Below are 23,253 nucleotides of genomic sequence, written 5' to 3' on the forward strand. Positions count from 1 at the left end.
AAGCGCCCGTGCCCGCTGCCGGGGCTGGGATGTGCGGCCGGGAAAGCGGGATACGCTGGGAACATGGCGGATCACGATTTTGGCTCCCGCGAGTTCGGAGCCCAGGACGGAGTGGCGGACATCTCCGCCGTCGACATTGCGGACTGGAGGCTCCGGACCTTTGCGTTGTACGCCAGCGTGCGGAAAATCGCGGCGCAGGATCCGGCCGAGGCGCATTCGTACTGGCGCCAGGAGCGGGACCGGATGTTCGGCACGCACCCTGCCTCGCCGCTGACGGCGGCCGCAAAGTCCACCTTCGGCGGCCTGAAAACGGCGGACTACGACCCGATCTACCGCTTCCATATCCCGCTGACGGGCGAGGGCGCCGGGCGGGAAATGAATGTTGAGACCGGAACCGACGGCCAGGTCCGTTTTGTCCGGCTGGGGACCTTCGATCTGCCGGAACTGGGCCAGCTCGCCGTGTGGAAGATCCACGGCTACGGCGGCGGCATCTTTGTGCCGTTCCGCGACGCCACGGCCGGCCAGCCCGGCGGAAGTTACGGTGCGGGCCGGTACCTGCTGGACACCATCAAGGGTGCCTTCCACGGTGTGCAGGGTTCGGGTCCGGGAGCGGAATTTGTTGTTGATTTCAACTTTGCCTACAACCCCTCCTGCGCCTACAACGAGGCCTGGGCATGCCCGCTCGCCGGGCCATCGAACCGACTGGCGGTAGAGATCCCGGCCGGCGAGTTGCACTGAGCCGATGGATTCCCAGCTTGAGCAGCACTCCGCCGCGCCTGCACCCGCCGGAGTCCGTCCGGCGGACCGCCGGCGGCACCGCGGGATTCTTCGGTACCCCCTGGTCCGGCAGTTGCTGCGATTCACCGCCGTCGGAATTGTCTGTACCGTCACGTCGCTGGCGCTCTATGCCTTCCTCCGCCCGTATCTCGGCCCGCAACCGGCCAACGCGACGGCTCTTATCCTCACCTCGCTGATGAACACGGCGCTGAACCGGCGGCTGACGTTCAAAATCACCGAACGCCACCGGATGAAGCGCGACCACCTCAACGGCCTGATCGTCATCCTCGTGGCGCTTCTGATTACCGGCGGCAGCCTCGGCGTGCTGCACTGGATCAACCCCGACGCCACAGTTTCTGCCGAGCTGTGGACCACAACACTCTCCGGCTTTGCCGCCACGGCCGTCCGCTTCACCATGCTGCGGCACTGGATCTTCCGCCGGGCCCGGCACCGTTAGGCCACCCACCGCCCCTCCCAGTCCTGTCCCGCCCAGTCCTGTCCCGCCCAACTGACTCGCAGCAAGTGTCGTTTTGGGCGGTCAAAACGACCCGTGCTGCTAGCTGGTTGGGTCGAGGGACTGGATGCTGACGACGGCGGTGCGGACCGCGGCCGCCGCCTCCCGCAGTTCCGCCGCCGTGATGGTGGCGTCAAAGCTGAAACGGACAGCGGTCTGGGCGGTTGTGGCGTCGAAGCCCATCGCCAGCAGCACCGGAGAGGGCTCATCGGACCCCGCGGCGCAGGCCGAACCGCTGGAGCAGATGACTCCATGGCGTTCGAGCTCCAGCAGCACGGATTCACCGCTGGTCCCCGGGAAACAGAACGAGGCCACGGAGGGCAGCCGCTCGGCCGGGTCGCCGGTCAGGACCGCGCCCGGAACCCCCGCCCGTACCGCGCCGATGAAGTCATCACGGAGTTCCGCCACCTGGGCCGCACGGGCCTGCTGACCGTCCTGCGAAAGGGTGAGCGCCGTCGCGAGGGCTACCGCTCCGGCCACGTTTTCGGTCCCCGACCGGCGCCCGCGTTCCTGCCCGCCGCCATGGATCAAGGGTTCCAGCCGGATCCTGCCGCGGACGAACAGTGCGCCCTGTCCTTTCGGCGCCCCCAATTTGTGGCCGGAGATACTCAGGGCATCAACGCCGAGTGCTGCCGTGTCGAGCGGCAACCAGCCGGCAGCCTGGACCGCGTCGGTGTGGAACGGAATTCGCTGTGCGCGGGCCAGTGCGGCCAGCCGGGCAATCGGCTGCACAGTACCCACCTCGTTGTTGGCGTACATAATGCTGACCAGGGCCGTTTCCGGCCGGAGCACGGCGGCGAGGGCAGCTTCGGTGACCCGGCCGAGGGAATCCACCGGAACAACGTCGACGCTGAAACCGTGCACGCGCTCCAGGAAGCGGGCGGATTCTTCCACCGCAGGATGCTCAACGGCGCTGATCACCACCCGGTCCAGCCGGGGGTCTGCGATGCGGCGGGCAAGGGCGATCCCTTGGACGGCCAGGTTGTCCGCCTCCGTGCCGCCGGAGGTGAAGACGATCTCACCCGGGCGGCAGCCCAGCGCCCTGGCCGTCACTGCACGGGCATCGGCGAGCGCCTGAGCTGCGGAGTCTCCGAAGGAATGCCGGCTCGAGGGGTTGCCGAACTCCCCCGTGAGGTACGGCCACATGGCGTCCAGTACCTCGCGGCGGACCGGTGTGGTGGCCGCGGCGTCGAGGAAGATCATGGTCTTCCCTGATCCGCCGTCCGCCGGCTGCCAGGTTCCATACCGGGGCCACGGTCCAGGTCGACGCCGAGTTCAATATCGAGTCCCAAGTCCAGGGCGGCGACGCTGTGGGTGAGCCCGCCGATCGAGATGACATCCACCCCGGCAGCGGCGATCCGCGCCACGGTAGCCAGGTTGACGTTGCCACTGGCCTCGACCCGGGCCCGGCCGGCCACCAGGGCCACGCCCGCGGCAAGATCCGCCAGGGTGAAATTGTCCAGCATGATGGTGTCCACCCCGGCGGCCAGCACGGGTTCGATCTGGTCCATCCTGTCCACCTCCACTTCGAAGTGTGTGGTGTGCCCCAGGCGCGCTTTGGCCGCCCGCAGCACTTCCGTAAGCCTCGACGGGTCTCCCCCGGTCAGGACGGCCAGGTGGTTGTCCTTGGCCAGCACCGCGTCCGAGAGGCCAAAGCGGTGGTTGGCTCCGCCGCCGCAACGGACGGCGTACCGCTCCAGCACCCGCAAGCCCGGCGTCGTTTTGCGGGTGTCCGTGATGCGCGCCCCGGTACCGTCAACACGGGCGACAAATTCCGCTGTTTTGCTGGCAATGGCGCTCATCCGCTGGACCAGGTTCAGGGCGACACGTTCGGCGAGCAGCACGGCGCGGGCGTTCCCGCTGACCCTCGCGAGCGCCGTGCCGGCGGCAAAGGCGGTTCCGTCAGCGACCAGGAGTTCAACGTCGGCCCCGGAATCTGTGAGCTTCATCGCGGCGGCAAAGACCTCACCGCCGCTGAACACACCGGACACGCGGGCGGCCAGGACCGCCGTCGCCCGCGTGTCCGCGGGGATCAGCGCCTGGGAGGTGATGTCGCCATAGGGCGCATCCTCAAGCAGGGCGGCGCGCAGCACGGCGTCGACGGCGGCCGCGGGCAGGGTTCCGGCGAGCGCTGGCACCGGGACGGCGGCCTGGCGGGGTGCGGCGGCCTGGCGGGGTGCGGCGGGTGCTGTCATAACGAAATCCTTTGTTTCGGGCGGGGTGCGGCTGGCTGCCGGCGGCCGGGTGCGGTGGCCGCCGGGATGGAGCAGGTGGGGGCAGCGGGCACCGGGGCGGGTCCGGAGGGTCCGGCGCCGGCGTCGGCGTCCGCCATAAAGTGGGCGCCCGCCGGGGCCGTTCGCTGCCGGGCGGCTGCCACCAGCAGCCCGGCGGCCAGCAGCAGGTTCCGGTCCTCGTGCGCCGCCGGGCCGGAGCCGGGTCCCGGTTGCGGGAGCCCGTCGGCCGCGCCGGCAACGGCAGACCACTGCGATAGAAGCGCGGCGGCGTCCTCGAGTCCGGCTCGGGTGCGCAGCACTCCGGCGGCACCGGTCATCAGGCGACGCAGGGCGTCCCGGCTGAACGGCTCACCGCCCGCGCCGGGCTCCGGGGCGGGCTCCGGGGCGGGGCCTTCAGATCCGGCACGGGCGGGCCAAACTGCCGGAGCAGGGTCCGTGCCGGCTCGGCCCAGGAAAGCCTCCACGGCCCGGCGGCCGAAGACGAGACCCTCCAGCAGCGAATTGCTGGCCAGCCGGTTGGCTCCGTGTGCGCCCGTGCAGGCGACTTCCCCGGCCGCGTACAGTCCCGGCACGGACGTGCGGCCCCACAGGTCGGTGGCTACCCCGCCCATCCAGTAGTGCGCTGCCGGGGACACCGGAAGCACTTCGGTGGCCCAGTCGGAGCCCGCGGCGCGGGTGGCGGCGGTGATGGTGGGGAACCGCCGGGCCAGGAACCCGGGACCGCGGGCGGCCTCCAATCCCCGGGCGTCCAGGTACACGGGGCTGTCCGCGGGCGCGCCTGTCGCGGCCAGGTGCAGGGCAATGCTGCGGGAGACAACGTCGCGCGGGGCCAGTTCGGCGTCGGGGTGGTAGTCCGGCATAAAGCGGTAGCCGGCGGCGTCGAGCAGCACGGCGCCTTCCCCGCGGACCGCCTCGGAAATGAGCAGCGCCGGCGGGCCCCCGGGGACCTCCTCGGCCGCCAGGGTGGTGGGGTGGAACTGGAAGAACTCCAGGTCCCGGACGGCAGCCCCCGCCCGCCAGGCGAGGGCCAGGCCGTCGGCCGTGGCGACGGAGGGGTTACTGGTCCGGCTGAAAAGCCGTCCGGCGCCACCCGTGGCCAGGAGGACCGCGCCGGTGTCCAGCTGCCGCGGCCGGCCACCGGACAAGTACTCGACGCCGGTAATCCGGGCGCTGCCCGCCGCCGGTCCGGTTTCGGCGTATTCGGTGCGCAGCCCGGTGACGAAGGCGCCGGTCTCGATCCGCAGCCGTCCCCGGAGGGCACGCTCGAGGACAGCTGCGACGAGGGCGCGGGCGATGCGGGAACCCGTCGCGTCACCGCCGGCGTGCAGGATGCGGGCCGCGGAATGCGCCGCTTCGAGGCCGAGGGCCGGGCCGCCGCCGGGTCCGGCGTCGAAGTGAACACCAAAGCGCCGCAACCCCGCGATGTCCCGCGCTGCCTCGGTACACAACACCCGGACGGCCTCGGGGTCATTGAGCCCGGCTCCGGCGGCGAGGGTGTCGGCAATGTGGGCCGCCACGGAGTCTCCGGGCGCTGATTCCCCCGGCACAAGCACTGCCGAAATGCCGCCCTGGGCGTAGAAGGTGTTGCTCTGCTCCAGCGTTCCCTTGCTCAGGAGCACCACCTCACATGCCGGCACGGCGTCGGAGGCCAGCAGTGCTGCGTACAGACCCGCGATGCCGCTGCCCACCACCACCAGGCGCCTGGTCACGGCCGGGCCGCCAGCATCCGCTCAAGGGCGATCCGTGCCGGGGCGGCGACGTCGCCCGCCACCGTGATGCGGTTGACGACCTCGCCCCGGACCAGCGCTTCCAGGACCCAGGCGAGGTAGCCGGGGTGGATACGGTACATCGTGGAGCAGGGGCAGATCACGGGATCCAGGCAGAAGATGGTGTGCTGCGGGTTTTCCGCCGCCAGCCGGTTGACAAGGTTGATCTCGGTGCCGACGGCGAAGGTCGCCGGCTCCGTCGCAGCCGCAATGGCCTTGCGGATGAAGTCCGTGGAACCGGCCGAATCGGCGGCGTCGACCACTTCCATCGGGCACTCCGGGTGCACAATCACCTGCACGCCCGGGAACTCGGCGCGGGCTTTCTCGATCTGGCCGACATTAAAGCGCTTGTGCACCGAACAGAAGCCGTGCCAGAGGATCACCCGGGAGTCCTGCAGGGCCTGTTCGACGTTGCCGCCGAGCTCCTTGCGCGGATTCCACATCGGCGTCTGCTCCAGCGGCACCCCCATGGCCTTGGCGGTGTTGCGGCCCAGATGCTGGTCCGGGAAGAACAACACCCGCTGGCCGCGCTCGAACGCCCATTCCAGCACCGTGGCGGCGTTCGAGGAGGTACACACGATCCCGCCGCGCTCGCCGCAGAATCCCTTCAGCGCCGCGGAGGAATTCATGTACGTGACCGGGATGACCGGAACCCGGCCGTCGGCGTCGGGCTCGGTGCCGAACAGTTCCTCGAGCTGTTCCCAGCATTCGGTCACCGAATCGATGTCCGCCATATCCGCCATGGAGCAGCCGGCGGCCAGGTTGGGCAAGATGACTGCCTGGTCCGGGCGGGAGAGGATATCCGCGGTTTCGGCCATAAAGTGCACCCCGCAGAAGATGATCGCCTCGGCGTCGGGCCGGGTAAGTGCGGCGTTGGCCAGCTGGAACGAGTCGCCCACGAAGTCGGCGTAGGCCACCACCTCGTCGCGCTGGTAAAAGTGGCCCAGGACCACGGCGCGGTCCCCGAGCGTTGCCTTGGCGGCCCGGATCCGGGCGTCAAGTTCGGCGTCGCTAGCCGTCTTGTATTCCTCCGGGAGCTGCCCTTGCCGGGGGGTCGCCGCCGGGGCCACATCCGCGGCGGAGGCGCCGGGGCCGTAGGCGGGCACACCGGCGAGGGCTTCGGCGACGTCGAAGTCCCAGGGCCCGCGGGCGAGCGCCGGACTGCACGTGGCGGCCGTTGCCATGCCCTTGGCGTTGCTGGTGGCCTGTTCGCGTGTGATCAGCTGGATGGCCGTATTGACGCTGCTCATGGTGTGCTCCTGTTGTCTGGTTCAAGGCCCGGGCTGCCGGTAAAGCGGTAGAGGCGGGGCGGACGGTGTTTGCCGCCCTGCAGGTACTGGTCGGTTTCTTCGATTTCGGGTGTGGACTTGACCTGCCGGCGGAAATTGGCCGGGTCCAGTTCGCGGTCCAGGACAGCCTCGTAGACCTCCCGGACCTGGGCCAGGGTGAAGTATTCGCCCAGCAGGTGGTAGGCGATGGAGCCGTAAGCCATCTTGTTGCGCAGCCGCCAGAGCCCGTAGTCGATGATCGCGTGGTGATCGAAGGCCAGTTCGCCGAGCCGGTCCGCGCGGAACCACTTGACGTTCTCGGACTCGTCGGCGAGCGCAGCCTCGGTGGGCTGGACCAGCGCCCAGTAGACGATGGAGACGACGCGCTGGGTGGGTGAGCGGTGCAGGCCGCCGAAGGCGTAGAGCTGTTCAAGGTAGCGGGGTGCCAGCCCGGTGGTTTCCCGCAGATTCCGCGAGGCTGCGTCCGGCAGTGACTCTGAATGGGTGAGCGGGCCGCCGGGCAACGCCCACATCCCCTTAAACGGTTCGCGGATCCGGCGCACCAGCGGGATCCACAAGGTTGGCCGCCCGGAGCGCTCGCTGGGGCGAAGGGCAAAGATCACCGTGGAGATGGCCAGCGTCGGCGGCGCCAGCTGGCGCTCGGAGACGTTGGCAGCTGTTGTGTAGATGGTGGTTCACCCCGCGTCCTGGCCGTCCGGCCGGTCCCGGGACCGCCCGGACGGTTCCGGTCCGACCGCCGGAATAGTTATAGTCAGATTGACTAGAACTAATTCTACGACGCCACCCGCCGGATGCAAAATGTTTCGGCCCGCCCGCGGGCTGCCGGGCAGGGACGGAGGGGCGCGGCTCAGCGCCCCTCCGCGGCCGCCTCCAGCAGCGGAAGTGTGCGGCCCTGGAAGTGAGTGTTGAGCACGATGACCGAGGATGAGCGCAGCACGGTCCGGGTCGCGATCATGGCGTCCAGCACACGCTGCAGGTCCGGGTTGGAGCGTGCCGCGATCCGGGCCATCAGGTCGGAACTGCCGGACACGGTGTGGATCTCGATCAGCTCCGGAATCGCCGCGAGGGCCTCGACCACCGCATCGTGCCCCAGGTCCTGGTTGATGGTCAGGGAGCAGAAGGCCACCACCGGAAACCCGAAGCGGGCCGGATCCGGCTGCGGCACCCACGAGCCGATGACACCACTGTCCTGCATCCGGTCCAGCCGGGACTGCACGGTGGCGCGGGCAACCTTAAGCACACGGGAGGCTTCCAGCACCGAGGCCCTGGGCGAATCGGTGAAGAATCGGACAATCTTGGCGTCCAGGGGATCAACGTCCATCGAACATTCCTCCAGAATGAGTCTTTTGAAGCACAAATCGTTGCAGTAAATCCGATTCAAGCGAGCAAACTGTCACTATGCTCTCACGGCTGGCGGACTCCGGCCCTGCCCCGCCGCGGTAAATTCAATAGGTCCCACAAGGACGTTCAGATCCACACCACACAAAGGTTCGCCAGCATGACAATGAAGTCCACCGCAGAGCGCCCCGGCCTGAAACTCGGCCACAGCATGAAGCCACGCCAACTGACCATGATGGGACTCGGCAGCGCCATTGGCGCCGGCCTTTTCCTTGGCTCGGGGGCCGGCGTCCAGGCCGCCGGACCCGCCGTCCTGATTTCCTACCTGGTCGCTGGAACCCTGATCATCCTGGTGATGTGGGCCCTCGGGGAAATGGCCGCCGCCAACCCCAACAGCGGTGCTTTTTCCGTCTACGCCGCCAAGGCCATGGGCCGGACCGCCGGAGCCACCGTGGGCTGGCTCTGGTGGCTGCAACTGGTGGTCGTCATCGCCGCCGAGGCCCTCGGCGCCGCCGCCCTGCTATTCACGGTGTGGCCGGTAATCCCGGTCTGGGCCCTGTCGCTGGTCTTTATGGTGATGTTCACGGCGATCAATCTGGCCGGGGTGAAGAACTTCGGCGAGTTTGAGTTTTGGTTCGCCATTCTCAAGGTGACCGCCATCCTGCTGTTCCTGGGCATTGGCGCCGCCCTGCTGCTAGGCCTGCTGCCCGACGTCCCCTCCCCCGGACTGACCAACTTCACCGCCAATTTCGCCCCCACGGGCTTCGGCGGCATTGCCACCGCGCTCTTTGTTGTGATCTTCGCTTTCGGCGGTACCGAGATTGTCAGTGTGGCCGCCGCCGAGACCGAGAACCCGCGGCACAGCGTGGCCCAGGCAATCCGCACCGTCGTCTGGCGGATCCTGGTTTTTTACATCGGCTCCGTGTTCGTTATCGCGGCGGTCCTGCCCTACACCTCGGATGCCCTGGCGTCGCCGTTCGCCGGCGTCCTGGACACCGCGGGGATTCCCGGCGCCGGCACCGCGATTACCCTGGTGGCCGTCGTCGCCCTGCTATCGGCGCTGAACGCGAACCTCTATGGCGCCTCCCGGATGGTTTTCTCGCTCTCCGAACGCGGCGAGGCTCCCCGGTTCCTGTCGAAGGTCAATAAGGCGCGGGTGCCCGTGCTCGCCGTCGGCGTCTCCGTGGCTTTCGGCTTCCTAGCCACCGTGCTGGAGCTGCTCTTTCCGGAGCAGATCCTGCCGGCGCTCTTCCAGCTGGTCGGCTCGACCTGCCTGATGGTCTGGGGCTCCGCTCTGGTGTCCCAGCTGATCCTGCGCCGCCGGGCCGACCGCGAGGGCACCGAGCTGCCGCTGCGGATGAGGGGCTTCCCGGGGCTGACCATCTTCGGCCTGGTGCTGCTGGCCCTGATCTTCGCCGTCGGCTTCAGCAGCCCGGAGAGCAGCAGGCAACTCGTCAGCACCATCGCGCTGGTCGCCGGCATTGCCGCGGCCTGCTGGATCGGCGCCCGGCTGACCCGCAACCGTCCGAACGTGTCCAAGTAGCTCGCAGCTGAGGCCGTTTTGGCGGCTCAGAACGACCTCAGCTGCGAGTCAGTTGGGCTGGGAGTCCGGCGCCGCGATACGAACAAACTGACAGGCTCAACGGCGGTTTAGCCGGTATTCCTGTGCAGTCTGGCTAGTGATTCGGCGGCTGATTGCCCAGTGGCGACGCGGTGACTAGGGTCACAGCCATGGACACTCTTCCCGTGGCTGCCGGCGATGCCGCCGACCCGCTCACTCCCGCCCAGCTCCGCGAGCTCTATTCGCTGATGGTGGCCGTCCGCCACCTCGACGCATCGGCGATCGCCTGGCAGCGCCAGGGCATCATGCCCGGCTACGCGCCCGAGCTCGGCCAGGAGGCCGCCCAGGTTGGCAGCGGCTACGCCGTTGACACCACCCGGGACTTCGTGTTCCCCACCTACCGCGAGATGGGGGTGGCCCGCACCATGGGCGTGGACATGGTGGCGTATATGGCGACCCACAAAGCCAGCTGGCACGGTGGTCTTTACGACCCCGTCAAGTCCCGGCTCGCACCGATCCAGGCTGTCGTGGCCGGCTCGGTGCTGCACGCGGTGGGCTGGGCCCACGGCCAGACGCTGACCGGCACCGCCGACGGCAAGCTCGGCGTCGCCCTGACGTACTTCGGTGACGGCGCATCCTCCCAGGGCGACGTCCATGAGGCCTTGAACTTCGCCGCAGTGATGAAGGCCCCAGTGGTGTTCTTCGTCCAGAACAATGGCTGGGCGATCTCGGTCCCCACCGAACGCCAGGTGGCCGGCGGCTCCGTCGCCGCCCGCGCCGCCGGCTACGGAATGCCGGCGCTGCAGATCGACGGCGATGATGTGGTCGCCGTCGTCGAGGCAACCCGGCGCGCGTTCGCGCACGCCCGGGCCGGCAATGGTCCGGTGCTCATCGAGGCAATGACCTACCGGCGCGGACCGCACTCGACCTCCGACGATCCGGGACGTTACCGCTCCCTCGACGAGGAGCACGACGGCGCCGGCGCCGATCCGCTGGAGCGTTTCCGGCAGCGGCTGCTCGCCGAGGGCATCGCCGACGAAGCCTTCTTCGCCGAGGCCCTCGCGGCAGCCAAAGCCGAAGAGGAACTCATCCGCACCGGAATCCAGGGACTCGACTCCCGCCCCGGCACCGAAATGTTTGACCTGGTTTTCCAGGAAACCACCCCTGTCCTGCAGGGTCAGGCCACCAACTGGCGCGAGGAGTCCGAACATGTCTAACTCGATGCTCACAACCGAAGCTGCCGTGAATGGTCCGGTGGCCGCCACGGTGATGTCGATGCAGCAGGCCCTGAACCGCGCCCTCGATGAGGTTCTCGCGGAAAACCCGAAGGCCCTGATCTTCGGCGAGGACTGCGGCCGGCTCGGCGGCGTCTTCCGGATCACGGACGGACTGCAGGCCAAACACGGCGAGCAGCGCGTTTTTGACACCCCGCTGGCGGAATCCGGCATTCTTGGTATGTCCGTGGGCTTGGCGATGGCCGGGTTCCATCCCATCCCCGAAGTCCAGTTCGACGGATTCGCCTACCCTGCGATCAACCAGATCGTCTGCCAGATGGCCAGGATGAACTACCGCAGCCGCGGCACCCTGCCGATGCCCATTACCCTGCGGGTTCCCAGCTTCGGCGGCATCCGGGCCCCCGAACACCACGGCGAAAGCCTGGAGGCGCTTTTCGCCCATGTGCCGGGCCTGAAAGTGGTCTCGCCCTCAAACCCACACGAGGCCTACCACCTGCTCAAATACGCCGCCACGCGGCCGGACCCGGTGATCTTTATGGAACCGAAGTCCCGCTACTGGCAAAAGGGCGAGGTGGACACCGCCAGCCACGATCCGGCCGGGGGCTCCCCCACCGGGGCCAAGGTGATGCGTGAGGGCCGCCACCTCACCCTCGTCGCCTGGGGCGCCATGGTGGCCCGCTGCCTGCAGGTGGCCGAACTTGCCGCCGAGGACGGGATCGACGTCGAAGTCCTGGATCTTCGCTGGCTCAAACCGATCGACGCCGCCGCGCTGGCCGTCTCAGTGCGCAAGACCCGCCGCGCCGTCGTCGTCCACGAAGCGCCGCTGACCTCCGGGCTGGGTGCCGAGGTGGCGCAGCTGATCACACAGGGCTGCTTCGACACGCTGAAGGCGCCGGTGGAACGCGTCACCGGCTTTGACGTCCCTTACCCCTCCGGCGACCTGGAGGATGAATACATCCCGAACATTGACCGGATCCTCTTTGGGATCCAGCGAGTATTGGAGTACAAACGTGGCTGAAATTTCCTTCCCGCTGCCTGATCTCGGCGAAGGCCTGATCGAGGCCACCGTGCTGGAATGGCTGGTCTCCCCGGGCGATCAGGTGGAGCGGAACCAGCCCCTCGTGGAGGTCGAAACCACCAAGTCGGCCGTTGAATTGCCCAGCCCGCAGGCGGGTAAGGTAGTGCGTATCCACGGCGGGCCGGGCGACAAAATCAACGTCGGCGAGCCCCTGATTGTGTTTGAGGTGCCGGACAACACCGCCGGCATCGTGGGCACGGTCCCGAAGGACGAGGCACCGAAGCGCCGGGTACGCCTGAGCGCCGTACTTGATGAGGACTGAGACCATGAGCGGCAGGCACACCGGCGAGCAGCATTCCCACACCGTGGAGGGCACCGACCCCCAGCTCTATGTTGGGGTGCACGAGCCGGACTCCGACGCCGGGCTGCGGCCGGTGCTGCTGCTGCACGGCTTCTCCTCCTCGGGCAGGCTCAACTGGGAGGACACCGGCTGGCTGACCGCATTGCTGGCGGCCGGCCGCCGCGTGATCGTTGTGGATCTGCCCGGCCACGGCCGCAGCGGCGCCCCCGAGGACAGGGACTCGTATGCGCCCAGCAGGATCCGGGCGGACCTGTTGCAGATCGCGTCCGACGCCGGCGCCCGGCCGCTGCGCGACGGGGACCCGAGCAGCGGACTGGACGTGATTGGCTACTCCCTCGGCTCTCGGCTCGCCTGGGAATTCGGCGCCACCCAGCACGAACTGGTGCACCGGCTGGTCCTGGGCGGACCCAATGTTTCTGATCCGCTGGCTGACTTTGACCTGGCAGCCGCCCAGCGCTACCTGGCCGACGGCACTCCGATCGCCGATCCGTCCACCGCCGGGCTGCTGAAGATGGCCCAGATGCTCCCGGGCAACAACATCTTTTCGTTGCTGTCCCTGGTGGAAGCCATCAAGGCTGAGCCGTTCAATCCCGCCGAGGCCGTCCCGCACATGCCGATGCTGCTGGTGGCCGGGGAAAAGGACGAGCGCGCCGCCTCCATGCCGGAACTCGCCGCCCTGGGTGCGAGGGCCGGGGCCATGGTCGAACAGTTGGTCCTGCCGGGGCGGAACCACACCAACGCCATCACCAGCCGCGCCTTCAAACAGGGTGCCGTCAGCTTCCTGGGCGTCTGAATGCACGGCGGGGTCGCATCCGGGCCCGCCAAACGCCCGCGAGGGGCGCGAACCGACTCCGCGGTGGCTCCGGCGGGCCAGTAGCCGATTGACGCTGGTCCTCACACTGACGCTCCGGCCGCTTTTTGGCCCCGACATCGGCCCCGCCTGCCGGCTTTGGGCGGATTCTTTCGCGGTCGCAAGGTCCATGCTGGAACCCGGGGTTGCGGCGGCCAGGCGGTTCGCTTTGATCCGGGCCGGAACGGGCAGCGCGTCAGCGTTGGCCAAAAGCTCGCGCTGCAGCCTTTCCAGCAGCCGGCCGGCCCGGCGCACGGACCACGGAGCGCGAATCGACGCTCTCCCGCCGGGTCACGTAAGCCCTACAAGGCTCCGACACAGGATCCCCCCCATCCGTCCCCCGCTAACACCGCGCAGTCTGCCCGCCCCTCGGCCCGGCTGCCGCGGTTTGACCATCAAGGGATGGATGAAACTGCCGCCGGAGCAGATGGACGCCGGGCCTCGGTCTTCTCCGGCCGTGGCCGGGCTTTCCCGATGGGCACTGAGTGAACGCGCCCTGGGTTAAAGTCAAGGGACACGGGACCGTGAACTGCACCTGGCCGTCGGAACCGACGCCTCGGTCCAACGTTCAGGAGCAGCGCACAGGCGGCCCGTGTCCCTCCGGTGCTGCGTTGCCTGCTAGTGCCGGACCGATTCTGCCGGCACATGGGGGGCGACACCGAGCGGACGGCCCTTCGTCTCCCCGGCAAGAATGACGCCTACCGCGGAAATCACGCAGAGAACCATGATGTAGATACCGATGGAACCGGTCCACTTGGTGCCCTGCAACAGCGCCTCCGCGATGGTGGCCGCAAATGCACCGCCCAGGATGGCACCGAAGGCGTAACCGATCGAGATACCCGAGTAGCGCACGTTCGCCGGGAACATCTCGGCGTACATGGCCGACATCGGACCGTAGGACAGACCCAGGCCGATGGTCAGGACAAACAGCGCCACGCCGTAGAGCACGATGTTCTTGGTGTCGATGAGCGCAAACATCGGGATCATCCAGGCGAAGACGATTGCGTAGCCGGTCAGGAAGGTCTTGACCCTGCCGATCTTGTCCGACAGCCAGCCGCCAACCAGGGTGAAAATCAGCCAGCCAAAGGAAGCCAGCGTGGTGGCAAGCAGAATCTGCGGGGTGGGCATCTTCAGGGACTTGGTGGCGTAGGAGATAAAGAATGCAATCAGCAGGTAGCCGGCGGCATTGTTGCCGATGAAGATCATCGTCGAGTAGAGGACGGCCTTTTTATGCTTACGGATAAGCTCTCCCAGCGGGGCCTTGCTCTCTTCCTTGCGGGCCGACATTTCCTTGAATACGGGGCTCTCGGCGACGGCGCGACGGATCAGGTAGCCGACCACGATCAGGACGATGGAGAGCAGGAACGGAACCCGCCAACCCCAGGACGCGAAATCCTCCTTGGACATGGACGTATTGAGGAAGTACAGCAGGCCGGTGGCCAGGATCATGCCGACCGGGACGCCGATCTGCGGGTAGGCGCCAAAGAGGCCGCGCTTGCTCATCGGTGCATGCTCGACGGCCATCAGTGCGGCACCGCCCCATTCGCCGCCGGCGGAGAAGCCCTGGATGACGCGCAACAGGATCAGCAGGATCGGAGCCCAGACGCCGATCTGGGCGTAGGTGGGAAGCATGCCGATCAGCGCCGTCGCCGCACCCATCATCACGAGCGTGAAGACCAGCATGGCCTTGCGGCCGAGCCGGTCTCCCAGATGACCGGCGACAATGGCGCCGAGCGGTCGGAACAGAAAACTGATGCCAATGAGGGCAAAGGACAGGATCTGGGCCAGTCCCGGGTTCGAGGCGTTCAACGGTGCCAGGAACAGCGGCGACAGCAGCGTTGCTGTCAGCTGGGCGAAGATGAAAAAGTCATACCACTCGATGGTGGTCCCGACCAGCGTGCCCGCGAGGACTTTGCGTTCCTCATGCTTGCTGCTGGGACCCGCCTCTGAATCGACACTTGAAGTTGCGGTCATTGAAACTCCGTAGTTGGGGGCAGGGATGCTGCCCGGGTGGGTGCGATGAAAACAAGTCAATGCCTCAAGATTTACTGATCGAACGGTCAGTAAGTATTTAGATCTTACTATGAAATATGTGACAGAGCGCACGTTTATGCAAAAAAGCTTTGCCGGCCCCAACATTGACGTCTGGCTGGTGCCGGTGTGGTGCAGCATAGTGCGCCGTGATCCTGATTCCACCTAGGTTGTTCTATAATGGAACTCGATATTCACATATCGAACGCTAGACTACCGTGATTCAGAGCACAAGGGCCACACGTCGCTTCCCTGCTTCACCCGCGCCCGCGCCTAGGATGGATGTATGACCCCGACCGCCGGCAGCGCCCAGGCATCCCCGTCCCAAACGCTGTCCCGCGGCATCCGCGCCCTGGAAATCCTGGCTGATGCCCAGCACCCGCTGACCATCGCCGAACTCGCCGGCGAGTTGGGAGTGCACCGCTCCGTCGCGTACCGCATCCTGCGCACCCTGGAGGACCACTCGCTGCTGGTGCGCGACGACGGCGGACGGGTCCAGCCGGGACCGGGCCTCGCCGTTCTGGCCCGGGGCGTGTCCCGGAACCTGCAGACGGCGGCCTTGCCCGAGCTGACCCAGCTCGCGAATGCGCTGACGATGAGCGCTTTCGTCGCCGTCTGGGACCGCGAGGAATGCGTCACCCTGGTCACCGTCGATCCCCGGCATACCGGGGCAACCGTCGTGCAGCATCCGGGCACCCGGCATCCGATCAGCGCCGGGGCCCCCGGAATCGCAATCCAGTCGGCCTTATCGGAAGAGGAGTGGGCCGCCGCCGCGCCCGGCATCCCGTACCGGGCCGAAGCGGCCGAGGCGCGCGGCCGCGGCTATTCTGCCAGTCACGACGAGGTCCTCGCCGGCGTCTCCTCCATGGCCGTCCCCGTTCGGGTTCCGGGCGGCCGGCCCGCGGCTCTCGCCGTCGTCTACATCCGAGCGGCCCAGGACCCTGCGGAAGTCGCCGCGGCCCTGGCCGCCAGCGCCGGGCGCATCGAGGCCCAGCTTGGCGGGTGAGGATCGTCCACCCGCCGTTGCGCTAGCACCAATGGTTCTTCGGGAGTGTTAGGGGTGCCCGGAGCGGGGACCGGCGCCAGTGTAACTTCAGGGAGCCGGCGTGCTTGGCTTCCGGCGTTGCAGCACAACGGCGCCTGCCGCTCCCAGCAGGAACAGCGCCGCGGCCGCGCAGACGGGCACCACAAATGCTGTGGCGTAGCCCTGGTGCTGCGCCAACTGCCCGGCGATGGACGAACCGATCGCGGTGCCGGCAACAATACCGCTGGCCAGGGCGGTCATGACCGTTCCCAGCTTTCCGGCCGGGGCGACGATTCCGCCGATCGCGAAGACTGTGACCATCAGCGGGCCCACCGGCAGCCCCAGGACCAGCAGCACCACGATCATGGGAAAAATGGCCGCAGGCAGCAACAGAAGCAGCGCCAGTGAAGCCATCAGGGCTGCGCAGACCAGCCACCGGGCGTTGGCTGTGAACCGCTGGGACCAGTACGCCACCGACAACGCCGCCGCTGCCGAACTCAGACCCATCACCGCATACAGCAGGCCCGCCAGCTCTGCGGTGGCGAAGCTGGCGGAGAACGAACTCAGCGCCGTCTGGGTGGATCCGAAGAACGTGCCCATACAGACCATGGCCAGCACGGGGAGCGCGACGGCGCCAACGGCGCCTGCCCGCTCGCCGGCGCTAAGCGACGCCCGCAACTGCTTTGCAAGGGCGGTCGATGCCGTGGTGCGCGCCGGTGTCCGGACCACCGCACGGTGCGTATCGTGGACCGCAAAGGCCGGGACGAGGGTAATGGTCAGGGCAGCGGCCAGGGCCAGCGGCAGCCAGGGTGCGATCAGGCTCGCCAGGATACCCACAAGCGCCGGGCCCAGGACAAATGTAAGTTCGTCAGCGGTGCCTTCGTAGGACAGCGCGGTGTCCAGATCCGCCGGATTGGCGTCGCGTCCGCCGCGGGAGGTCAATGCCATCCATCGGACCCGGGCCAGCGGCCCCACTTGGGGGCTGCTGATGCCGGCCACAAATGCGGCCGCCAGGACGGGGACGGCGGCACCCAGGTCCTGTCCGCCGGGGATCAGGTAGGCGGAAATGATCAAGGCGATAACCGCGACGGTGTTGAAGACCGCGGCGAAGAGCAACACCGGCCGTTGGCCCCGCCGGTCCGCCAGCGCGCCGAGGACCGGGGCCCCGAGAGCCGAGCCGATGCCTACAGCGCCGGCCGACACGCCGCCGACGGCGTAGGAGCCGGTGACGGCGGTGACCAGGGTGAGGGTTCCGACAGTGAGCATCGCAAGCGGGAGCCTGGCGAAGAGTCCGACCGGGATGAAGCTCCGCCCTGCCAACAGCGGCAACCGGGCGTATCGTCCGGCGGTGCGCGGTGCAGGCGCCGAGGAGCCCGGCCCCGGCGGGGCGGGCGGGCGGGAAGGTGCGGCCGGGCCCGAGAGGGAGGCCGCCGTGGTGTCAGGGAGCTGCGGCGCCGTCGAAGCGGGCGCTTGGGAGGGAGGGAAGTGGGTCATGATTCCGGGTTCGTTCAATGGTGCGCATCGTCCCTCCTCCCGATGCGCGCGACCCGGTAACAGTACGATTCTAGCCGCATCGTTCGACGCCTGCACAGGCCCGGCAGCCGCGGCGGCTCCGGGGTGTCAGATGCGTGTCAGGGCTGGCCGTCATCGGAGATGTGCACGGTGGAACCGCTGCGCCCCTTGACTACCTGCAGCTGGGTGCTGATGCGCTGCTTCATTTCGGCCACGTGGCTCACCAGACCGACCACCCGGCCGCCGTCCCGGAGCCCCTCCAGCGCGTCCATAACTTGCTCGAGTGCTTGTTCGTCGAGGCTGCCGAAGCCTTCGTCCACAAAAAGCGTCTCGATGTCGACACCGCCGGATTCCTGCTGCACCACGTCCGCGAGGCCGAGGGCCAGGGCCAGAGAGGCCATAAAGGATTCCCCTCCCGAGAGCGTTGCGGTGTCGCGGCGCTGCCCGGTCCACTGGTCCACCACTTCCAGGCCGAGCCCGGATTTCTGCCCCCGGGCCGCCTTCGCGTCGGTGTGCTGCAGGGTGTAGCGGCCATCGCTCATTGCGACAAGTCGTTCCGAGGCGGCGAGAGCCACCTGTTCGAGCCGTGCCGCGAGGACATAGCTGTTCAGGCTCATCCGGTAGTTGTTGTCTCCCCCGCCGCGTGCCGCGTCCGCGACCGCCGTCAGCAGTGCTGCCCGTTCCCGCGGTTCCTGACCTGCCGCCGCGAGTTGCACATAGGTGTCGGCGATAGTGTCGAGGGTGCGTACGGATTTTTCCGCGAGGCCGGCCTCGAGTTCCGCGTCCCTGGCGGCGCGCTCAGCCGTGGCGGCTTCTGCGCTGAGCCGTTCCACCAGCTCCGCGGCAAGCGGGCCCTCCGTTGCCAGCTCGTGCGCCGCCAGCACCAGGTCCTCGCTGGCAAAAAGTTCCTCAATCCGGACAGCTTCATCTAGTCCGGCACGGACGTCCGCTTCCAGGGCTGCCGCAGCCGCGGCCGGCAGCAGGGCGCCGCGGGCCGCCTCGGCGGATGCGAAACCGGTGCCGGGAAGGGCCAGCTCCAACTGCCGACGGGCCTCCGCGGACCGGCCGCTGGCCTGTTCCAGCAGGTTCCGCGCTTCCTCGGCGCGTTCCAGCACGGCCGTTGCACCGTCCACGGCTGTGATGCGGGCTGCCAGGACCGGGTGTCCTGCCCTGAGTTTGTCGAGCGCCAGTTCCAGGGCATCGGACTGTTCCTGGACTTCGGCCAGGGTGGAGCCGATCCGGGCAATGCTGGAGTCCACAGCCGTTCGGGCCTGCTGGCCTGCGGCGCTCTCCTCCTCGAGTTCGGCGTGCCGGGTGCGGTTGGCGGCAAGCTCCGCCGCAGCGCGCTGCGCTTCCGCGGCACGTTCCCTGGCCAGGGCGGCGTCGAGGGCGGCGACGTCAGGGGCGGTATTGCCGCCCTGCGCCGCCAGCACGGCAACGTCCTGCTGGGCCTCCGCGAGTTCGCGTTCGAGGCTCGCGAGTGCGCCTTCCGCGGCCTCGCAGGCGCGCTGGGCGGTCTCTTCGGCCTCGGCCACCGTCAGGGCCGAAGCCGCTGCCGGGGCGGGCGCCGGGTGCTCGGGGCTGCCGCACACCAGGCACGGGAGACCGGGCAGCAGCTGGGAGGCCAGTTCCGCGGCAGCATTGGCCAGCCGTTCCTCACGCAGATCGAGCCAGCCCTGGCGCAGGTCCTGGTAGCTTTCCCGGGCCACGCCGTGGCGTTGCGCGACGGCTTCGCAGCTGGTCTCCGCCCGGGCGTACCGCCGGACCAGGACCAGCAGTTCTTCGGCCGCCGCTGCTTCTTTGGACCGCAACTGCACCTCGGCGGCGAGTTCTTCGAGCGGATGCATTGAAGCGAGAAGGGCAATGGACTCCGCCTCCAGGGCGGCCAGGGCAGCATCACCTGATGCCCGCTTGTCTTCCTGCCCGGCCAACTCCAGGCCAAGCCGCGCGGCGCGGCTCCGGAGCCCGGCGAGGCTCGATTCCTCGGGCAGCCGCTCCTCGAGCACGGCGCGCAGGGTACGCAATCCGGCCAGGGCAGGCCGCAGCGCAGCGCCATCGAAGGCAGCGCTGTCGAAGGCGGAACTGTCAGCATTAGCGGCGCTGTCCGCGGCCGCAGTCTCTAACGCGGCGAGTTCGTCGTCGGTAAGCGCCGCGGTCCGCAGATCGTGTCCTGCCGCCGCCATCGCTGCCCTTGCATCTTCCTCGGCCCTGGCGGCACCGTCGACCGCCTGCAGTTGCCCGCCGAGTACTTCGGCCAGCCGATGCAGGTCCAGCTGTCTGCTCTTGGCTGCGATGGCGGGGGCCGCGGCCTCAGCCGCGGATTGCCGGCGGCGGGCAACGGCCAGCCTGGACTGGCGGGCATCCCGTGTTGCCGCGGCGTCCCTGGCGGCCAGTCGCTCAGCACGCTGCCGGTCGGCCGCCAGGGCTGCCGCACGGTGTTGTTCCGCGGCACCGGCTGCACGAGCCTGGAGCCAGGGCAGGAACGAGTCCGTGTCAGCGCGGTCCGGAGCGGCCTCCCCGTCGCGTTCCAGCGTTGCCGTTTCAGCCTCCGCCTGCGCGAGCAGGAGCTCAAGCCGGCCATTGAGACCGGCGACCTCGCTGCGGGCTGCCTGCGCGTTCCGGCCCAGCTCCTGTTCAACAGCCTCAAAACGCTGGGTACCAAAGAGGCTCTGCAGCAGCTCCAGGCGGTCGGCAGCCTTGGACCGCAGGAAGGCCGCGAAGTCGCCCTGCGGCAGCATTACAACACGGGTGAACTGCTCCCGGTTCATGCCGAGGACCGCTGCGATCTCGGCGCCGGCTTCGTCGTTCCGGCCGGATTTTTCAAGCCATCCACCGTCAACGCGTTCCCGGAGCAGCGTATTGGCCTGCTGCACCGTGAAGCCGCTCCTACCCCGGGCGCTGGGCTTCTGCCAGGCCGGCGAGCGGGAGACCTCGAAGTGCCTGCCGCTGGCGGAGAACTCACAGGTGACCCGGGGCTCCGCGGTGGCCTCGGCATGGTCGCTCCGCAGCCGCTTGCCGTCCTGCCGCGCCCCGGGCACTGACCCATAAAGGGCGAAGCAGATGGCGTCCAGAACGCTTGTCTTCCCCGCTCCGGTGGGACCGTTGAGCAGGAACAGGCCATGGGCGCTCAGGCGGTCAAAATCGATGTGTTCGGTGCCGGCGAAGGGTCCGAAGGCGGAGATCTCAAGGCGATGGATTCTCACCGTGAAATTCCTTCCAGGCGCACGGCTTCCAGGGCTTGGGCCAGGACAGCTGCCTCGCCGTCGTCGGCGCCGCGGCCCCGGACGTGCTCCAGGAAACTGCAGCAGACGGCAAGGTCGTCGGTAGCGCCGGCGAGCCGGCTGCTGTAACTGCTCTTCGCGGCGGCACCGGCACCCTCCGGGTCGAACCCCAGCACCAGTGTGTCCGGGAAGCGCGTGCGCAGCCTTTCCATGGCCTGCGCCGGGCGCTGTGCGTCGGTCAGGGTGATCTGGCAATAGGCAGACTCGGCCCAGGCGTGTTCCTCCGACACGAGCAGCTCCGCCAATTTCCCGCGCAGCACGGCCAGCGTACGCGGAGCTGTCCAGAGCACCTCCCGGACCGCGCCGATGCCGTCAGCGTCGACGTCCACGAGCCAGCTGCCTTTGCGGTGCTTTGCTTCGGAGAACGAATAGGCGAGCGGGGAGCCGGAGTAGCGGACGGTGGGCGAGAGCTCCTGCCGCCCGTGCAGGTGGCCGAGCGCTGTGTAGCCAAAACCGTCGAAGAGGTCCAGCGGCACAGCACCCACACCACCAATGCTCAGGTCCCGTTCACTCTCGGAACTGATCCCGCCGCTGGCGAAGGTATGCGCCAGCACCACGGAGTGGACCGTTCGGCCGGCGCTCCGGGCCGCGAGATCGGCACGGATCAGGTCCGTGGCCGCCCGGGTTACCTCGAAGTGGCTCGCGGTCCCGACGCCGAGCTGTTCGGCCACCAGCCGTGGCTCCAGCCAGGGGATACCGTAGATGGCGAGCACGGCTCCGGTGCCGTCAACGGCATCGGCTTCGTCGTCGAGCGGGAACAGCACTGGCTGCTCCAACTCGGAGAGCCTGGTGCGCAGGTGCACTCCCCCGCGTTCCAGCAGCCGGGACGCGAAGCCGAGCCGGATGGCCGAGTCGTGGTTGCCGCTGGTCAGGACCACCTGGGCACCGGCACCGGTCAGGGCCACCAGGGCGTCGTCGAGCAGGCGGACGACGTCGACCCCCGGCAGGGCACGGTCATAGACGTCGCCGGCGATGAGGACGACGTCGACCGCCTCATCACGGACGCAGCTGACCAGCTGATCGATGAACGCGCGCTGGGCATCCAGCATCCCGACGCCGTGGAATGACCGGCCCAAATGCCAGTCCGAGGTGTGCAATAACCGCATACTCCTACGGTATCGGCTCCCACCGACAGGATTGCGCCACCGCTCCGGCACCCGATTACTTGCCGCGTTCGCCGTCGAAGAAAGCACGCGCTTCGTCGCTGCCGGCGGCCGCGCCACCGGCAGCCAGCCGGACCTGTGCCTCAGCCGGGTCCGGTGCGCCCAAGTCGTCGGATTCGCCCAGGTCGTCGGCTTCCTCGGCTTCGTCGGCCTCGCCCAGGTCCTCAGCTTCGTCAGCTTCGTCGGCTTCCTCGGCCTCGCCAGCCGAAACCGGCAACGCGCCCAACGTCAGCTGCGCGAAGCCGCGGACCGCGAGCCCCGCCACGGCCGCACCTACCAGCGGGGCGACCCAGAACAGCCACAGCTGTCCGAGCGCATCCGGGCTGCTGAAGAGCGCGGAAGCGGTGGCACGTGCCGGGTTAAAGGGGGAGTTACCGGGCGCCTGGCCAAACTGCAGGAGCACCGCAGTGGTCAGGCCGACGGCGAAGGGCGCCGCCAGCCGGGAGGGGTTCCGCCGCGAGGTGGTGCCCAGGTAGACGGCGACCAGCAGCGCGGCGCCGATCACCTCAATGAGCAGCACTCCCGCCATCGGGACCTGGATGACGGACCGATCACCGAAGCCGGCGTTCACCGTGTCGAAAGCCGTTCTGGCGTCGGCGATGTTCGGGACGGTGCGCAGGAGGCCAAAGAGGGTCACCCCGGCCAGCAGTGCGCCCACCAATTGCGCGCCGATGTAGGCCGCCGCGTCAGCGGGCCGCAGCCGGCCGGCAAAGGCGTTCCCCGCCGTCACGGCAGGATTAAAATGACCGCCGGAGAGGTATCCGAACGCGAGCATCGCTGCTGTAACTGCCAGTCCCGCGGCGAGCGGAGCCGACAGCGGGTTCGACTGCGGGATCGTGAACAAGGGAACGCCCAGGCCGGCGATCACCACAAAAAACGTCCCGAGAGCCTCGCCGGACAGTCGGCCCAGCAACCGGGGCTGCGGCGAAGTGTCCGTCGTGGCGGCTGTCCGGTCAGTCGACTCGCGGGCTGGGGCAGGCGTGATCATGGTGGGGAATTCCTTTGTTTGGGGCCAGCGAGCAGTCTGTCAGCGGAGTCTGGATGTTCGCTGGACCCGGACCCGGCGCTGCCAAAGCCCGCGCCCCCAACCGGGAATGTGCAACGGGTTCAGACTTCAGTCGCTGGGATCAGGGGACCGCGGGTCCCTCTCGCCCAGGTCTGCTGCCCCCAGCGTGGCAGCGGCCGGACTACGCGAAGCGTCGTGCACGCGGGCGCTCACCTCCGGGTGGTGGAGGTCCAGGGCCGGTCGCTCGGAGCGGATCCGCGGCAACGAGGTGAAGTTGTGCCGCGGCGGCGGGC

19 protein-coding genes and 1 pseudogene are annotated in these 23,253 nt (G+C 68.4%); 8 read left to right on the plus strand and 12 right to left on the minus strand.

The window, feature by feature from the left end; all coding sequences use genetic code 11:
* Positions 1–63: 63 nt before the first annotated feature.
* Both QK287_RS13365 and QK287_RS13370 read left to right on the plus strand, forming a co-directional pair.
* On the plus strand, positions 64–738 hold the full coding sequence (locus tag QK287_RS13365) for a DUF1684 domain-containing protein (protein WP_226776236.1): 675 nt from the start codon (positions 64–66) through the stop codon (positions 736–738).
* Between the two features lie 4 nt (positions 739–742).
* Positions 743–1,234: a GtrA family protein gene (locus QK287_RS13370; RefSeq protein WP_226776237.1), complete on the plus strand. Its 492-nt coding sequence runs from the start codon at positions 743–745 to the stop codon at positions 1,232–1,234.
* A gap of 99 nt (positions 1,235–1,333) precedes the next feature.
* Here the strand turns inward: QK287_RS13370 and QK287_RS13375 are convergent, their stop codons facing one another.
* The 6 genes from QK287_RS13375 to QK287_RS13400 all read right to left on the minus strand — a co-directional run bounded on the left by QK287_RS13375 (position 1,334) and on the right by QK287_RS13400 (position 7,901).
* Positions 1,334–2,494, minus strand: coding sequence for a cysteine desulfurase family protein (locus QK287_RS13375; RefSeq protein WP_282360392.1), 1,161 nt, complete (start codon positions 2,492–2,494; stop codon positions 1,334–1,336).
* Complete coding sequence (nadC, locus tag QK287_RS13380) at positions 2,491–3,486, minus strand: carboxylating nicotinate-nucleotide diphosphorylase (RefSeq protein ID WP_282360393.1); 996 nt, start codon at positions 3,484–3,486, stop codon at positions 2,491–2,493. Before nadC ends, QK287_RS13375 begins: the two co-directional genes overlap by 4 nt.
* Positions 3,483–5,234 (minus strand): L-aspartate oxidase, encoded by a 1,752-nt coding sequence (nadB, locus tag QK287_RS13385; RefSeq protein ID WP_282360394.1) that lies wholly within the window; start codon positions 5,232–5,234, stop codon positions 3,483–3,485. The genes nadC and nadB overlap by 4 nt, the downstream gene beginning before the upstream one ends.
* Entirely contained in the window at positions 5,231–6,541 is a 1,311-nt protein-coding gene (gene nadA, locus QK287_RS13390; RefSeq protein WP_282360396.1) for a quinolinate synthase NadA, read from the minus strand. The genes nadB and nadA overlap by 4 nt, the downstream gene beginning before the upstream one ends.
* Positions 6,538–7,248 (minus strand): NUDIX domain-containing protein, encoded by a 711-nt coding sequence (locus QK287_RS13395; RefSeq protein ID WP_226774825.1) that lies wholly within the window; start codon positions 7,246–7,248, stop codon positions 6,538–6,540. The genes nadA and QK287_RS13395 overlap by 4 nt, the downstream gene beginning before the upstream one ends.
* A 179-nt stretch (positions 7,249–7,427) precedes the next feature.
* Positions 7,428–7,901: an Lrp/AsnC family transcriptional regulator gene (locus QK287_RS13400; RefSeq protein ID WP_253032458.1), complete on the minus strand. Its 474-nt coding sequence runs from the start codon at positions 7,899–7,901 to the stop codon at positions 7,428–7,430.
* A 177-nt stretch (positions 7,902–8,078) separates the two neighbouring features.
* Between QK287_RS13400 and QK287_RS13405 the strand changes: the two genes are divergently transcribed.
* From QK287_RS13405 to QK287_RS13425, 5 genes are all read left to right on the plus strand, one after another.
* Complete coding sequence (locus QK287_RS13405) at positions 8,079–9,461, plus strand: amino acid permease (protein ID WP_282360398.1); 1,383 nt, start codon at positions 8,079–8,081, stop codon at positions 9,459–9,461.
* A 188-nt stretch (positions 9,462–9,649) separates the two neighbouring features.
* Complete coding sequence (locus tag QK287_RS13410; protein WP_282360399.1) at positions 9,650–10,696, plus strand: thiamine pyrophosphate-dependent enzyme; 1,047 nt, start codon at positions 9,650–9,652, stop codon at positions 10,694–10,696.
* The gene (locus tag QK287_RS13415) at positions 10,689–11,732 is read left to right on the plus strand and encodes an alpha-ketoacid dehydrogenase subunit beta (protein WP_282360400.1); all 1,044 of its coding nucleotides are present in this window, start codon (positions 10,689–10,691) and stop codon (positions 11,730–11,732) included. The genes QK287_RS13410 and QK287_RS13415 overlap by 8 nt, the downstream gene beginning before the upstream one ends.
* Positions 11,725–12,054, plus strand: a complete 330-nt coding sequence (locus tag QK287_RS13420; RefSeq protein WP_226774823.1) for a biotin/lipoyl-containing protein — start codon at positions 11,725–11,727, stop codon at positions 12,052–12,054. Before QK287_RS13415 ends, QK287_RS13420 begins: the two co-directional genes overlap by 8 nt.
* 4 nt (positions 12,055–12,058) lie before the next feature.
* Entirely contained in the window at positions 12,059–12,886 is an 828-nt protein-coding gene (locus tag QK287_RS13425; protein ID WP_226774824.1) for an alpha/beta fold hydrolase, read from the plus strand.
* Positions 12,887–13,561: 675 nt separating this feature from the next.
* Here QK287_RS13425 and QK287_RS13430 read toward each other — a convergent pair.
* Positions 13,562–14,917, minus strand: a complete 1,356-nt coding sequence (locus QK287_RS13430; protein ID WP_226773336.1) for an MFS transporter — start codon at positions 14,915–14,917, stop codon at positions 13,562–13,564.
* Positions 14,918–15,260: 343 nt separating this feature from the next.
* On the opposite strand from QK287_RS13430, the gene QK287_RS13435 reads away from it, so the two are divergent.
* The gene (locus QK287_RS13435; protein WP_226773335.1) at positions 15,261–15,980 is read left to right on the plus strand and encodes a helix-turn-helix domain-containing protein; all 720 of its coding nucleotides are present in this window, start codon (positions 15,261–15,263) and stop codon (positions 15,978–15,980) included.
* Positions 15,981–16,067: 87 nt separating this feature from the next.
* On the opposite strand, the gene QK287_RS13440 is transcribed toward QK287_RS13435, so the two are convergent.
* The 5 genes and pseudogenes from QK287_RS13440 to QK287_RS13460 form a co-directional block, all read right to left on the minus strand.
* The gene (locus tag QK287_RS13440; protein ID WP_282360401.1) at positions 16,068–17,492 is read right to left on the minus strand and encodes an MFS transporter; all 1,425 of its coding nucleotides are present in this window, start codon (positions 17,490–17,492) and stop codon (positions 16,068–16,070) included.
* A 137-nt stretch (positions 17,493–17,629) separates the two neighbouring features.
* Entirely contained in the window at positions 17,630–20,713 is a 3,084-nt protein-coding gene (locus QK287_RS13445; RefSeq protein ID WP_282360402.1) for an SMC family ATPase, read from the minus strand.
* Positions 20,710–21,897, minus strand: a complete 1,188-nt coding sequence (locus QK287_RS13450; RefSeq protein WP_226774597.1) for an exonuclease SbcCD subunit D — start codon at positions 21,895–21,897, stop codon at positions 20,710–20,712. The genes QK287_RS13445 and QK287_RS13450 overlap by 4 nt, the downstream gene beginning before the upstream one ends.
* 55 nt (positions 21,898–21,952) lie before the next feature.
* Positions 21,953–22,942: an aquaporin gene (locus tag QK287_RS13455; protein ID WP_226774598.1), complete on the minus strand. Its 990-nt coding sequence runs from the start codon at positions 22,940–22,942 to the stop codon at positions 21,953–21,955.
* Positions 22,943–23,068: 126 nt separating this feature from the next.
* Positions 23,069–23,253 (minus strand): annotated as a pseudogene (locus tag QK287_RS13460) (cytochrome ubiquinol oxidase subunit I); the annotation flags it as partial.

This window comes from Arthrobacter sp. AL05 (genome assembly GCF_029960715.1).
In the GTDB taxonomy this organism is placed as follows: Bacteria; Actinomycetota; Actinomycetes; order Actinomycetales; family Micrococcaceae; genus Arthrobacter.